This window comes from Pirellulales bacterium, from assembly GCA_036499395.1.
Lineage (GTDB): Bacteria > Planctomycetota > Planctomycetia > Pirellulales > JACPPG01 > JACPPG01.
The window spans coordinates 40,578-55,567 of the sequence record DASYDW010000124.1 but is presented as its reverse complement, the minus strand read 5'-3'; the positions used below and the strand labels follow the sequence as shown (position 1 = coordinate 55,567).

The 14,990-nt window shown below is 62.4% G+C and carries 9 protein-coding genes; 2 read left to right on the top strand and 7 right to left on the bottom strand.

Annotation, left to right across the window (positions count from 1 at the left end; all coding sequences use genetic code 11):
• Positions 1-59: 59 nt before the first annotated feature.
• From VGN12_25210 to VGN12_25195, 4 genes are all read right to left on the bottom strand, one after another.
• Complete coding sequence (locus VGN12_25210; protein ID HEY4312774.1) at positions 60-2,459, bottom strand: hypothetical protein; 2,400 nt, start codon at positions 2,457-2,459, stop codon at positions 60-62.
• Positions 2,460-2,599: 140 nt separating this feature from the next.
• Positions 2,600-3,682 carry a hypothetical protein gene (locus tag VGN12_25205; protein ID HEY4312773.1) on the bottom strand — a complete coding sequence of 361 codons (1,083 nt, stop codon included), beginning with the start codon at positions 3,680-3,682 and terminating at the stop codon, positions 2,600-2,602.
• Positions 3,648-4,748, bottom strand: coding sequence for a hypothetical protein (locus VGN12_25200; GenBank protein HEY4312772.1), 1,101 nt, complete (start codon positions 4,746-4,748; stop codon positions 3,648-3,650). The genes VGN12_25205 and VGN12_25200 overlap by 35 nt, the downstream gene beginning before the upstream one ends.
• Before the next feature lie 222 nt (positions 4,749-4,970).
• Complete coding sequence (locus VGN12_25195) at positions 4,971-5,852, bottom strand: SDR family oxidoreductase (protein HEY4312771.1); 882 nt, start codon at positions 5,850-5,852, stop codon at positions 4,971-4,973.
• Between the two features lie 232 nt (positions 5,853-6,084).
• Between VGN12_25195 and VGN12_25190 the strand changes: the two genes are divergently transcribed.
• Positions 6,085-9,093: a DUF1553 domain-containing protein gene (locus VGN12_25190; GenBank protein HEY4312770.1), complete on the top strand. Its 3,009-nt coding sequence runs from the start codon at positions 6,085-6,087 to the stop codon at positions 9,091-9,093.
• A gap of 87 nt (positions 9,094-9,180) precedes the next feature.
• On the opposite strand, the gene VGN12_25185 is transcribed toward VGN12_25190, so the two are convergent.
• Both VGN12_25185 and VGN12_25180 read right to left on the bottom strand, forming a co-directional pair.
• Positions 9,181-10,434 (bottom strand): PQQ-binding-like beta-propeller repeat protein, encoded by a 1,254-nt coding sequence (locus VGN12_25185; GenBank protein ID HEY4312769.1) that lies wholly within the window; start codon positions 10,432-10,434, stop codon positions 9,181-9,183.
• A gap of 120 nt (positions 10,435-10,554) precedes the next feature.
• Positions 10,555-12,507, bottom strand: coding sequence for a sigma-54-dependent Fis family transcriptional regulator (locus VGN12_25180; protein HEY4312768.1), 1,953 nt, complete (start codon positions 12,505-12,507; stop codon positions 10,555-10,557).
• Positions 12,508-12,799: 292 nt separating this feature from the next.
• Here VGN12_25180 and VGN12_25175 point away from each other — a divergent pair, with 292 nt between their 5' ends.
• The gene (locus tag VGN12_25175; GenBank protein HEY4312767.1) at positions 12,800-13,630 is read left to right on the top strand and encodes an enoyl-ACP reductase; all 831 of its coding nucleotides are present in this window, start codon (positions 12,800-12,802) and stop codon (positions 13,628-13,630) included.
• Between the two features lie 19 nt (positions 13,631-13,649).
• Here the strand turns inward: VGN12_25175 and VGN12_25170 are convergent, their stop codons facing one another.
• Complete coding sequence (locus VGN12_25170) at positions 13,650-14,741, bottom strand: ketoacyl-ACP synthase III (protein ID HEY4312766.1); 1,092 nt, start codon at positions 14,739-14,741, stop codon at positions 13,650-13,652.
• Positions 14,742-14,990: the final 249 nt, after the last annotated feature.

Genomic DNA, 14,990 nt, shown 5'->3' with positions numbered 1-14,990 from the left:
CGGGCAAAGAAAGCCGCCACGAAGCCCGCGAATGCGGGGTTAGCGTGGGTCGATTCAGATTACGGCTTGCGCTCGAGTACTTCCAGGAACTGTCGCTTCAGGTCCGCTCCGCCCATCTCGGGATAAAGCGTTTTCACGACATTAACGGTCTGCGCGGCGCGCACGTGATCGCCGTCTCGGTCGTAGATTAGTGCCTCGTAGAGCTTGGCTCGCAGCCACCGATCGCTGCCGGAACGCGATTTCACTTCGACATTTTGCCAGGCCGCCAGTGCCCCCGAATCTTGCGCTTCGTAGAGCGCCGTCGCCAGGGCCTCTTGGATGCGTCCGTCGCGAGGGCGGGCGGCAGCCAATTGCCGCAGCTCGTTGGCCGCTTCGTCCTTGCGCCCGGCGGCGACCAGGGCGCGCGAGCGCGCCAGCGCCAGTACACTGCGCTGCTCGTCGCTGATATCCGTAGTGCGCTCTTTGATCATATCGAGCGCGTGCAGTTCGAGGGCTGCCAAGTGGCGACGCGTGGCTGGTTGCGCCGTGGCGCTTAGCCGATCGAGTCCTTCGACCAAGGTTTGCAGCGAGGCCGTCCCGGCTCCTGCGACATCTTCCAATTGTCGCTGCGCATCCTCAACACGTCCTTGGGCCGCGAGTGCGTAAGCAATTAGCGAGTGGGCCGAGGCTTGCCACTGCTCCGTGGCTTCGGTGGATTGCGCGAGGGCCGCCCTCAGGGCGCGCTCGGCTTTGGCGGCTCCGTCCTCGGTATACTCAAGCCAGATGTTGGCGATCACAAGCACGACCGCGAGTTGATCGGCGTCCCAGTCCGCAGGAGCTGTTTCCTTGACGCCGCTGGCCGCTTGCAGAGCGGCGACTGCCGCATTGGCCGTGTCGGCCGTCGGTTCGTCGTCAGCTCGTAGTTTTGCCAGTTGTTCGCGGTAGGCGCGCGCCAGGCCGGCCGCGGCTTCCGTGCTTTGCTCCGTGTCGGGGCTCACGGCCTCATACTCGGCGATCGCGCGCTTCCAGTCGTGATCGTGCTCGCAAACCCGCGCCAACCACAAGTGCGCGCGGTCGCTTGTCTCGGCCTCGGGCCAGGTTTGCAAGTGCTCCTCAAGCAGCTTGCGATATTTGGCTAGCGGTTCATCCGCTCCGGTACGGGCCAATTGCCCCAGATCATAGATGGCCATCAGATGCGCGTCGGCCGCTTTGGATTGACTGGGGGCAGCCATCGCCACCTGACGGTAACGATCCGCGGCGGCCGCATAGTTCTTGCGCTCCTGCTCAATCGCGGCGGCCGCGTAACCAAGCTCGAATGCTTTGCCGTCCTGTCCGGCCGCGTGTGCTTCGCGCACCGCGCGGTCGAAGGCCGCGAGCGCCTCGTTCGGCTGACCGGCGCGGTAAAAGCCCTCAGCGGCCTGCGCGAGCACGCCGATGTCGGTCGTGGACGGATTCGCAGCTATATGCTCGGCGAACAGTCCCTCGCCGCGCCGGCGCCAGTAGGGCCCATGATCGCGCTCGATATCGCGCACCATCGCGGCAGCCTTTTCTTGCCAGGCCGTGGCCTGGGATTTCTCGTTGGCATCAACCGCGGCACGCCAGGCGGCCAGGTAGACTTCGAGGATTGCGAAATCCAACTCGGCCGAAACCTGGCCGTCGAACATTCGCCCCTTTTCCACCAGTCCCAGCGCCGTGGCGACATGATCTTCGGCCAGCTCGACGCGAATTCGTTCGGCCCGGCTGCGCAATAGAACGCGTGCCGGAGGGGATTCTTCGTCCAACTCATCCAGACGTCGCATAGCCGCCTCGAGGTGCCCGAGCGACCGATAGCAGATCGCTGCATCCAGCCGGCTGGGCCAGGTGAGCGGGTCGTTGATCTCCCCCTGCGCCAACGGACGTAATAGCTCGACGGCTTGCGTCAACGAATTGGCGCGATCGGCGCTATCGACCGGATAGCTTTCGCCTTGGCTGCGCAGTGCACGGGCCAACTGGTATTGGGCGTTTCTTTCAAGCGAGCGGATTTCACTGCTGGAAAGTTCGCCCGGCGCCAGCTTCTTACCGGGCTGCAACCGACGTTGGAGTTCCGCGCATTTTTCCATCCCTTTGCGCAGCTCTTCGACGGCCTGCCGTAAATGGTCGCGTGCCGCGGCAATGCGCTGTTCGCGTTGTCCGCCGGCGTCCGACTCTTGTGAAAGCAGCTCTCCCCATGCCAGGTGTACCAGGCCCCGCTGCACGCGTGCCTGCACAATACGGAGGTTCTGAGGAAAGTCCTTGATGAACTGATCGACCGTGGCAATCGCCTGGTTCCATAACTCGTCCCGTTTTTCGGGCGCGGATTGCAGCGCCGCCTCGGTCAGCGAGCGGGAAAGCTCGATCGTCAATTCGGCCCGCTTCTCGTCGGGCAGGTCACGCTGCGCGAGTCGCTCGCGGCAGAATTTCTCGGCCAACTTGAACAGTTGGCGCTGTCGAAGTCCGTTCAAGAATCGCTGATCATACGATTGAGCCGTCACGGTTACGGCACAAGGGCCGACGAGCACTGCCAGCGCAACGCATGTCACCAGGCGCCACGTCCGCGTGGGGCGAGTGTGCTGGCAGTCCCGTCCTTGGTCGGTGCTCTCGATCATTGTTCAACAGCGCGCTCGGGTTGCTTGTCGAACTCGTCCAGGCGCGTGCGCGCTTCACTTGCCAATCGCGATTGCGGGTGCTCGGCCTGCAACTCGCGATACAGGCGTGTCGCGGCCGGGCGATCGTCGGCCTGCTCGAGTGCCCGCCCGGCTTCAAATAGCGCGACCGCCGCCAGGGGGCGATCCTCGGGATAGAGAATCGGCACGCGCAACAGGTCGAGCGCCGCATCCTGGGGCTGCTTATGGTGCGCAAGTGCCCGCCCCAACACAAAATGCGGACCCGCGCCGATCGTGTCGGGAAATGATTCAATCGCGTCGCGCCAGGCATTCAATTGCTTGCTGCCGACCGACGCGTAAGTGGCGTTCCACGTTAAAGCCTGAGCCAGCGCCGCGACGCGCGCGTCCTTAGCGCGTGATAACGCGTCGAGCCGCTTGAGAACGTTGGCCTGTTCCGATGTCGACGACAGGTGGCTCGCCCCCAATAGCACGGCCACGGCCGAATCGCTCGCCAACCAATCACGACTTTTCTTTTCCAGGTCGGGCTGCGTTTGGCCTGGCAACCACCGCAGCGGGATGCAGGGGAAGTAAAGTATTCCGGGATCATCCCGCGACAGCGCGAGGAATAATTCGCCTGCACGGCGGTATTGCTCGGTATTGCGCAGGCACCAGACCATTTGCGCGACCAGCTTGCGCTGCACCCAGCGGCGCGGTTCGCTGCGGACCGCCTCTTCGTATTTCACGAGCGCTTCGGCGTATTCACGCCGCGCGAACAGCTCGTCGGCCGCCAGTTGCGTGGGGCTCCACTCGCTATCGATTTCCAGGACCTGTTCGGCCGGATATCGTTTTTCGCCGCCGCCGGTGTCGAGCACCAGCTCGCGGCCGTTGAAATCGAGAACTCGGCCCGTGACTTTGGCCCGCGCTTGCGGACTATTCGGCGCGGAGAGATAAACACTATCCTCGGCCTGAGCAACGGCACGCGAGCAAAGCCCGATCAAGAGCGCGAGCAGCCACGATCGCGAGGCAGCGTCCCGGCGGCGCGGTGCCTTAAGGATTGAGAGCGCCCTTGGATACGTCAACATACGTGTATTTGCCGTTGTTCTCGCGCGCCAGGCGCACGAGAAAATTTTCGTTGTGAATCGGTGGCCCCAGGCCGAACTCGATCGTGTTGATCGAGCAGCGACCGTTGTTTGCCTTATGGATTTTCTCTAGTTGTGCCGGCGAAAGCTCGGGCTGGTCGGCGTCGGTCAAAAAGAAAACGACATCGGGCTGCAGCTTGAGCGCCATCCACAGCGCTTCTTCATGTCGCGTACCGCCGTCGGCGACGATCCCGCGCACGAACTGTGACGCTGTCGCTTTATTGGCCGAGTTGCCGAACACCAGCCGATCGGGATGGCCGGCCAGCGCGAACATCGTCGGTTTTTCGTTGTAGAAGATTATTTGAAACTGATGCGTATCGCCCAGGCTCTCCAGGCTGGCGAGCAGGTTCGCCTTGGCCGAGGTGAGCGGCGTGTTCTTGCCAGAGCCTCCCATGCTGCCTGAGCGGTCGAAGACATAGATGAATTTGTAGCCGTCGGCCTCAATGCCGTAGAGGCTCGTACGAGCACGACCGCCGAGCGGCCCGCCGCCACGTCCGCGCCCACCGGCGCCAGATCCGCTGCCAGAACCGGACGTGAACCCGCCCGCGCCGGTTGCCGCGCTGATGCCATCGCCGAGCGGGCCGATCCCGCCACCGCCGCCGGTGCTGGCCTTCGGGAGAGCTGCCAGTGCGTCGACCGGAGGGCGATCGTCAAAGAGCGTGGCTGCTTCCTTACCGCCTGCCCCTTCGCCGCGCGCTCCGCCGGTGAGTTCTTCGGCGGGCGCCATGTGCAGCGTCGTGTTGCCGCGACCGCCCGAGGGATCTTCGTCAAAAAACTCGCCGCCCGACCCATCACCGCGGCCGGCGCCTGTGCCGTCGAACATCGAGAAAGCTTCGCCACGCCCCAGCCCGCCGGGCAATCCGCGCGGAGCGTTCGACACGGTTAGCATTAGCACGACCAGCAGTGTGGCATGCACGACCAGTGAAACGAGCCAGGACGGGATGCTGAAACGCATCCAGGGCGCGCTGCGGCGGTCGAGCGGAGGGGCCACGGTGGGGCTGGCGGCCATGCCGCGCTCCGTAACGCTAAAGCTAAATGGGTCAAAGAATTGCGAGCGAAAGGGATCACTCGATTCTAGGTCCTCGCCGCGGATAACGCGAGTGCATCTGCGCGAAATGGCTCCCGCAGCCTGAAAATCTCAGGCTTTTCTTGCCGGACCACCCCCATTGCTGTCGGTCAGAACGGGGGGCGATGTCGCGCCTAATAGATAGACTGTGAAACAGAGCTCAGCTCATTTCTTCTTGGGCCGCATCGCCGTTTGCAGTTCGTCCCATTGTTCGCTGCTCACTGCTTCCAGCGCATTGAACTCGCCGGCGCCGCGCAGCCACTCGCCGCCATCGATCGTGACGCACGTGCCGGTGATGTAGGCGCTGTACTCGCTCAGCAGGTACGCGGCCAGGTTAGCCAGCTCCTGATGTTCGCCGAGCCGGCCCAACGGAATCCGTTTCGTCGAGGCAAACATATCGTCCAAGCCGGGGGGCATGAGGCGCGACCAGGCCCCTTCGGTTGGAAACGGCCCTGGAGCAATTACGTTGAGACGGATTCCATACTTGCCCCACTCGGCCGCCAGCGAGCGCGACATGATCAAGACGCCCGCCTTTCCCATGGCAGACGGAACGACGTAGCCTGACCCGGTCCATGCGTAAGTCGTGCCGATCGAAAGCACGCTGGCCGGATGCTTGTCGGCGATCCAACGCTTGCCGAACGCCAGCGTGCAGTTGTAGCTCCCCTTGAGCACGATATCGACCACCGTATTCACGGCGTTGTACGACAAGCGCTCAGTCGGGCAGATGAAATTGCCCGCGGCGTTATTCATCAGGCAATCGACCGTGCCGAACCGCTCGTATGCAGCCGCGACCAACGCGTCGACTTGCTCGGGCACGCGCACGTCGCACGCGGTGCCAAGGACCTTACGGCCCGAGGCCTTCGACAATTCGGCGGCCGTCTGCTCGATCACTTCCTGACGCCGACCGCAAATCACGAGGTTCGCGCCGAGCGATAGTAAATACTCGCCGACTGACTTTCCCAGCCCCGTGCCGCCGCCGGTGATGACGACCGTCTTACCATCGAAAGAGCCCGGCTTGAGCATCCCGTCGGTACGTTTCGCAGTCATGAGAAGACCTCGCGCGAGATAAGCGAAAAGAAGTGGCGGCTTCCGCACGTGGCCGCGCGAACGGCGGCCTTGAGCGACCCGCGCCGCGATCATATCGCCTCGCCCGGCCGCGGACAATCAGCCGTGCGGCCGTAGTTGGCCGGGCCTCGGACGGCGTGTTATTCTGGCATGCAGCCCCTGCCGCAACACTGCGAACGGTCGGCTGAGCGTCGACCTCAACGAGATGCCCTCAATGCGCTTTGTGATCGTCTGCCTCTGGATTGCGCTCGCGCCGCTTGGAATGCTGCGCGCCGCGGCTGACGAGGTCGCAGGTGAGCGGCAATTTCGCGATCGTGTAGCGCCGATTTTCGAGCAGCGCTGTCTTGCCTGTCACAACGATCGCGAGCCGAAAGGGGGCCTGTCACTGGCCAGCCAGGCGCGAGCGTTGGCTGGCGGCGAAAGCGGCGCGGCGATCGTTCCGGAAAAGCCGGACGATAGTTTGCTCGTCGGTTATATCAGCGGCGAGCAGCCCGAGATGCCCAAGGGGCAACCGGCGCTTTCGGCGGCACAGGTCGCGACGATTCGCGATTGGGTGGCGGCCGGCGCGCCATGGCCCGAAGGTGTTGTGCTCGAAGATAAGAGCAAATCCGGCCCCTGGTGGTCGCTGGCTCCTCTTGCGCGTCCAACGGTACCGGCGATCGACTCGACCTGGATTCGTACGCCGATCGATGCCTTTATCGTGGCCAAACACAACGAGCTAGGACTGCAGCACGCGGCCGAGGCGGATCGGCGGACCCTCGTACGCCGACTCACATTCGATCTGCACGGTCTCCCCCCAACGCCCGAGGAGGTCGACGCCTTTCTGGCTGACGAGCGCCCGGACGCGTACGAGCAATTGGTCGATCGACTGTTGGCATCGCCGCGCTACGGCGAGCGCTGGGGGCGTTACTGGCTGGACATCGTCCACTTCGGCGAGTCGCATGGCTACGACAAAGACAAGCCGCGGCCGAACGCGTGGCCCTACCGCGACTATGTCATCAACGCGCTGAACGACGACAAGCCTTATTCACGATTTGTGCAGGAGCAGTTGGCCGGCGACGTGCTGTTTCCGGACAATCCGCAGGCAAGGATTGCCACCGGCTTCGTAGCGGCCGGACCGTGGGATTTTGTCGGTCACATGGAACTGCGCGAAGGGACGACCGACAAAGAGATCGCCCGCTCGAACGATCGCGACGACATGGTGATGACCGCCATATCGACATTCACCAGCATGACCGTCCACTGCGCGCGGTGTCACGATCACAAGTTCGATCCGATCAAACAAGAGGATTACTACCGATTGCAAGCCGTCTTTGCCGGGGTTGATCGCGCCGACCAGACTTATTTCGATACCGACACTAAGCGCGAGCGCGACCGGGTGAGCGCCGCCATCGACGCATCCACCGCCGAGCAAAAGAAACTGGCCGGTGAGCGCGCGGCACTGACAAGCCCCGAGTTAATCGCACTCGACGCTCGCATCAAAGCGCTGACAGAAGAACTGGCGGTGACGCCCGACCCGTTCGCGCCGGCGAACGATCCGCCGGCCAGTCCCACCAATGGCTATCACAGCGAAATCGCTTCCACGGCCAACGAAACAAAGTGGGTGCAAGTCGATCTGGGACGAACTGTGGCGATCGAGCGCGTGCGATTGATTCCGGCACGGCCGACCGATTTTCGGGATGCGCCCGGCTTTGGCTTTCCGGCGCGATTCCGCGTGGCAGTGTCGAATGATCCAACGTTTGGGACACAAGAATTGGTTGCGGATCGCTCGGCCGATGATTTCGCGAACCCTGGCAATCGATCCTTCTCAATTGCGACGCCGAACGTGACGGGACGCTACGTCCGCGTGACGGCCGACAAGCTCTGGCCGCGGTCGAACGATTTCGTTTTCGCACTGGCTGAGTTGCAGGTCGAGTCGGCTGGGCAAAACGTGGCCCGCGGCGCGACGGTGACCGCGCTCGATTCGATCGAAGGCGGTCGTTGGAGCACGAAGAGCCTGGTCGACGGTTTCGACAGCCGGCGCGAGTTGCCGGATGTTGCCTCGCCCGCGATCGCCGCGGCGATCGCCAAACGAGAATCGCTCGAGCGCGATCTGGATGCGGCGAATCAAGATCGCAATCGCGTGGCCGCGGCGCTCGTGCCTGCGGACCTGAAGCAGCAAATCGAGACGGTCGATGCACAACTGGTGGAACTGACCAAGAATCTCGAGCAGCTTGATAAGGGAAAGCAGGTGTACGCGATCAAATCGCACGATCCGCGACCGATTCACTTGCTGCGTCGTGGCGATGTGAAGAGCCCTGGCGAGCTTCTCGGCCCTGGCACGCTGGCCTGCGTGCCAGAGTTAACGCATGAGTTTGTATCTAGCGGCGCGCAAAACGAAGGAAATGCTCGCGCCGCGTTGGCTCGCTGGATCGTCGATCCCGGCAATGTGCTCACGTGGCGTTCGATCGTGAATCGAGTGTGGCAGTATCACTTCGGCGCCGGGCTGGTCGACACGCCTAACGATTTCGGCCGGATGGGCTCGCTGCCTTCGCACCCTGAACTGCTCGACTGGCTGGCCGTGGAGTTTCGCGAGGGGGGTGAATCGCTCAAGGCTTTGCACCGGCTGATCGTTACCAGCAGCACCTATCGAGAGTCGTCGGCCGAGGAGCCGGCCAACGCGCGCCATGACGCGGCGAATCGTTTTCTGTGGCGGCAAAATCGTCGCCGGCTCGATGCCGAAGCGGTGCGCGACACGGTGCTGGCCACGAGCGGCAAGCTCGATCTGCGCAGCGGTGGGCCCTCGGTACGGCAGTTCGCGTTCAAGGACGATCACTCGCCGATCTATGATTACGCGAGCTTCGACGTCGACGATCCGGACGCCTATCGACGCAGCGTTTATCGTTTCATCGTGCGCAGTGTGCCTGACCCTTTGATGGAATGCTTGGACTGCGCCGATCCCTCGCTGCTTACGCCGAAACGCAACACGACGCTCACGGCGCTGCAGGCGCTGGCGATGTTGAACAATGCACTCTTCGTACGGCAGGCCGAGCACTTTGCCGACCGGCTGAGCACCGCGTCGGCAGACCCACGCGAGCAGATTCGGTTGGCGTATCGCCTGGCGCTCTCGCGCGAACCGTGTGACGACGAAGCGCAGGTGCTGGTCGAATACGCGGCCACTTACGGCCTGGCGAACGCCTGCCGGCTGATCTTCAACATGAACGAGTTCGTGTTTGTCGATTAGCCGTGGGCGCGTACCCTTGGCGTGACCTCAGCAAATCGAATGTGCGATGCTTTTCCACGGCAGGTGGATAAGTATGCCAATGCTCGCCTACCGTCCGGCCGTCGTCTTTGTCGCATCCGTGCCGATGCAGTAGAGATGCTTCTCGGCGCGTTGCAAGATCTGCCCGTGGCTAATCGCCATCGAGGCGAAGCACGGTTCGCCCAGGTCGTTTTCCGCCACAGCATCAAACTTCGGCCCAGGCCGCACGACGGTGGTCATCCCGTCATCGGACGTGAAATAGACCAGGCCATCGGTCGTGACGAGCGAAGCGCTATATCGCCGGCCGATGCGTTGCTTCCATTGGCGCTGGCCGGTTGCCGCTTCGTAGCAACTGGCGATGCCGTTATCGGCCACGACCAGGAAATACCCGCCCACCACGATGGGCGAAGGGACGTACGAAGTGTTTTCGGTGGTGCGCCATGCGATATGTGTGTCGGTGATGTTTCCGTGCCCGCCTGGGCGAATTGCCAGGATGTGATGATCCGGGAAACCCGCGGTCATGAATAGCAACTTGCCGTCGTAGACCAGAGAGGCCACGAACTGCTCGGTTGGCCCATCGATCACCCAGATCTGCTTGCCAGTGCGTGGGTTGTAGCTGGCCACGGTCATGCTGCCCGAAAGAAGCAACTGCGGAGCGCCGTCGATTTCGCGAATGATGGGCGTGACATAGCTGCGCGTCTTATGCTCGCGCATGGTTTTCCACACCGTCTTTCCTGTGGCCCGATCGAGGGCGACCAGGTACGAGTCGCCGTCGTGATCGCCGTTGACGATCACCTTATCCTCGAACAACACCGGGCAACTGCAGTATCCGTGTTTGCTGTGAAATTCTCCGGGGCGGACCAGCCATTGCTGCGTGCCCGAAAAGTCGTACGCCGCGACGACCATGTCATCGCTCGCCAGGAATGTGACGTAGACGAACTTTCCGTCGGTCGCCGGCGTGCTCGACGCATGGCTGTTCAGTTCGTGCTTGTCTTCCAGCGGCGCGTTGACGACCGTCTGCTGCCACAGCGTCCGTCCTGTGTTTCGGTCGAGCGCTAGCAGTACGCGATCACCACTATCGGGCAGGCAAGCGATCAAGAAGATCCGATCCTGCCAGACGATCGGCGAAGCATGCCCCACGCCCGGCAGCTCGACTTTCCAGGCGATGTTGTCGGTGGCGCTCCAGCGTACCGGCGCGTTTTGTTCCGCGCTTGTGCCATCACCGCGTGGGCCGCGCCAACAGGGCCAATCCTCGGCCTGGGCCAACGAGCAGACGAAGAGAAACACGCAGAAAACGAACTGCCCGACGGCAGAAGGGATCATAGCGAAAGTATCCGGCGGGAGATTGGTGGGGAGGTAATGCCACTTGAGCGTAGTAGCTGCGACAGAGCTTCGCAACGACTCGAATCGCCAAGCCGGCGCGATAGCCGCGAATTGCCGCCGCTATTCCAGCGGCATGCCCAGTTGCCGCATCTTGCGGTACAGGTTCGAGCGGTGCAGACCGAGCATTTCGGCCGCTTCGCTCATGTTGCCTGCCGCGCGGCGAACGGTTTGCTGAATGTGCTCGACTTGAAAGCGGTCGGTCGCCTCGGCCAACGGCAGATCGGTCGCAATCAGGGCCGGGCGTTCGGTGGTTGGCGAGAGAACAAACGCCAGATCCTCAGCCTCGACCTTGTCCGTAGCATGCAAATAGGCGACTCGCTCGCACAGGTTGCGCAGCTCGCGAACGTTGCCGGGCCAGGGATGCGTTTCCAGGCGATGACGCGCCGAGGCCGCCAGCCGGGGTATCTTGCGATGCGCATGCCGAGAAAATTCACGCAAGAAGTATTCGGCCAGCGGGATGATATCAGCCGGCCGCTCACGTAATGGTGGCAACACGAGTGTGACCACGTTGAGGCGAAAATACAGGTCCTCGCGAAACTTCTTATGCCGCACCAGGTCGGCCAGATCCTGGTTCGTGGCCGCGATGACGCGCACGTCGGTATGAATGTTCTTCAAACCACCCACGTGAACGACGATTTTTTCTTCCAGTACGCGCAGCAACTTTGCCTGGCCCGCAAGGCTGAGATCGCCGATTTCGTCCAGGAACAGGGTTCCTCCGGAGGCCAGCTCGAACTTGCCCGGCCGAGTTTCGCCGGCGTCGGTGTAGGCCCCCTTCTCGTGGCCGAAGAGTTCGTTTTCGAGCAACGTTTCCGTGAGTGCTGCGCAGTTTACCGCGACGAACGGGTGATGCCGGCGCGGGCTTTGATAATGAATCGACTGGCTGACGACTTCCTTGCCTGTGCCGTTTTCGCCCAACAGCAAGACGGCCAGTTCCGTGGGCGCGACGCGGCGGATCGTCGAACGCAACGCCTCCATCACGGCGCTTTGGCCAACCAACTGCACGCCGGCCGCCGCTTCATCTGTGATCTGGCGGCGCGACTCGAGCAGGCTTTCTCGTTCCTGCGTGTTTTCCAGTGCAATGCCAGCGTGGGTGGCTAGTTCGACCAGGGCTAGCTCGTCGTCGTCGTTGAAGTCCCCCAGCCGCTTGTTGATCACTTCGAAAGCACCAAATAGATCACCATCGCGCCCTCGTAGCGGCACGCACAGCAAGGTCCGCGTTTGATAGCCCAGCGAGGAATCGACTTGCCGGTTAACGGCCGTCGGATCATCTGAGAGATCCAGCCGCTGCGGCTGGCCGGTGGCAATCACCTGACCGACCACGCCGGCGTTATCCGCAATGCGAAGATCGTTACTGCCCACGCCTAGCGCAGGTCGTCCCACCAACTGGTGCGCCGCGCGATCCCAAAGAAAAATGCTGGCACGATCGGCCTCGACTAGCCGGGTAGCAGCTTCAGCCATTTGCACGAGCAGATCTTCCACCTCCTGGGTTTGATTCCAGCGGCCCACGATTTCCAGTATGGCTTCGAGCCGCTCGATGCGAACCTCGCGCCGACGACGATCGCGGAGGGCAGACATCCCCTCGCGCAATGAGGGAAGCACAATCTCGACCATCGTTTGCAGTTCGGTCTGCGCGAGCACGCGGGCGTGCATGGCCAAAAGTTCGGGGTGCGCGCCGCGGCAATCGAGCGGCGCGACAAGCCAACCGTCGAACACGATCGGACTCTCGGCATCGAGCGCCGCGGCGAGGATCGAGCGGCTCAGAGTTTCGACGCGGCCCACCTGCCCTAGGTTTGTCCAGTTCTCCCCATCGCGCGACGCACCAGTGAGCGAGGCCACGGCTACTGAGTCGGCATGGCAAACTGACATGACCAATGGCAGCGAATGGCTGAGAAATCGGGCGACGTCATCGGTATGACTCGCCGCCACCAGGATTTCCTGGCTTGCGCGCCAGCTTTTCAACTGGCGGTCGGCAGCCGATTCCTTGGCGTGAGAAGGATCAAAATGCGTCTCCATCGGAGTAGTCCTGGGCGGGAGGGCCGAATCACAGACTGGGGGGGCGCTGAATCAATTATACGCCACCGACGACACCGGGCGACGTCATTGTGATTCGACACTTGTGTCCAAAGTGCGAAAACCGGCCTTTTCTCCCTGCAGCGTCATGGACATTGAGCGTTTGCGGCTAAGGGGGTATTCTGCCAGCCGTGATGCGCGGGGTACTCAAAAGGGGGAACGCGAGGCGCCTCTGTCCCGATACGACTGAATCGGTTGGGCCGGCGAGCCTTGGATTGCAAACGGAGGACGTGGAATGGGTCTGTTCGAAGGGAAAAAAGGGCTGGTCCTGGGGGTCGCTAACGACCATTCCATCGCCTGGGCGATTGCGCAATTCGTGATGAGCGAAGGGGGCGAATGCGGTTTCACGCACCTGCCCGACCGTCCCGATGACGAGCGGCAACGCAATCGTCGCCGCGTCGCGCTACTGACGGACCCGGCGCCGCAGGCCAAGTTCCTGATTCCGATGGAAGTCAGCAGCGACGAGGACATTCGCGCCGCGATGAAGCGGACGGGCGAAGAGTTCGGCAAGATCGACTTCCTGGTCCACTCGATCGCTTATGCGCCGCTCGAAGACCTGAAACTAAACACCGTCGAGTGCAGCCGCGAAGGTTTCCGGCAAGCCATGGAAATCAGCGCCTACAGCCTGATCGCGGTTACGAACGCCGCGCGCGACATCATGAACGACAAGGGTAGCGTGCTGACGATGACTTACTTCGGTGGCGAACGCGCCGTGCCAGGCTACAACATCATGGGAGTCTGCAAGGCGGCGCTCGACTCGATCGTGAAGTACCTGGCGTTCGACCTCGGCCCGCGGAACATTCGCGTGAATGCCGTCAGTGCGGGCCCTCTACGTACGCTGGCCGGTCGTGGCGCCGGTGTCGATGACATGCTCACGCTGTACGAGGCGATGGCTCCGCTTGGCCGCAACATCACTCACGACGAAGTCGGTCGCACCGGTGGCTTCTTGCTTTCGGACATGGCCGAAGGCATTACGGGCGAGATCCTGCACGTCGACGGCGGCTACAACATCATGGGCTCGCCGGGACGCATGCTGGACAAGTATCGCGACCAGTTGCGTACCTAGACGCAGTCGGCAGAGAGCATTACGCCGCTTGCTTTTCGGCATCGTCGTCCGATTGGCCGACTGCGGATTCTTGTTGCGCCGCGGTCGCGTCGGCCGTCGCGGCGCCTCGGGCTTGCCAGGTTTCGGTCCACAGGCACCCGGCCCAAGAGAGACCGACGCCAAAGCCCACCAATAGCGACCGCGTGCCCGGGCGCAAACGGCCGCTTGATCGCAACTCGTGCATCAGAATCGGCAACGTCGACGAAACGGTATTGCCGACGTTCTCGAGCATCAGCGGCAAGCGCTGCTCGTCGACTTCCATCCGCGCGCGTAGCCGTTCAAGCATCAACTGCGTGGCCTGATGCATCAGAAAGAAATCGACTTTCTCGCGCGGCAGTTCCGCCGTCGCGAGAATCTCGTCCACCAATTGCGGAATATGCTCGACGGTGAAATCCACCAGCGCCGGGCCATCCATGAATAGCTGACTCGACCAGCGGTGCCGTTTGCGCGGCTTAATGGCATCGGCTGCCGCTCGCGCTCCGCCTTTGGTGACCATCAGCGTGTCGGCGCCCGCACCGTCAGTTCCAAAGCGGAACGCCGATAACGAGGGCTCGCTCGCCGAATCGATCAGCGTCGCCGCGGCACCGTCGCCGAAGATCGTGCGCAGGCTGCGGTCGTCAGGCGAAATGTATTTCGAATAGGTTTCCGCGGTTATCAACAGGACGCGCTTGGCTGCGCCGCTGCGAATCAGACCGTCGGCCAACGATGAGCCGTAGACGAACCCGGAGCAGCCCAGATTGAAATCGAGCGCGCCGATCGACGTGCGGAGACCGAGCCGATCCTGCATCAAACATGAAGTCGTCGGCAGCGGGTAGTCCGGAGTTTGCGTACACAACAGCAGAAAGTCGATCGAATCGCGTTCGATGTTGTGCTCGGCAAACAGTCTTTCGGCAGCGGCCACACCCAGGTCCGAAGCGCACTGGTCGGGTTCGGCGATATGGCGCGCCCGAATGCCGGTCTTCGAATAGATCAGGTCCATATCCCACTTGGGGAACAGCCGGCTGAGATCGTCGTTCGTTTCGACGCGCTCCGGCAGATAGACCGAAATCGGACCGATCGCTGCGTATTTCACCGGTAATCTCGTCGTGGTTGAGGAAGCGCGGCGGGCGCTGTTAGCGAATCAATGAGGTGCGCCTGCTTCACGACTTTGTACCGCATCAACGGTTGCGGAGGTTAACACATCTGGGCGAGCTAGGTCAATTCCGACCATGCACACCGCGATCGCACAGTGTGCTGCTGGCCGATGTCGAGCGCTACCCTTCCTACGGGCCGGCGAGATGCAAAGTCCGAACCAAATGACGATTTCGTCATTCGCGCGCTC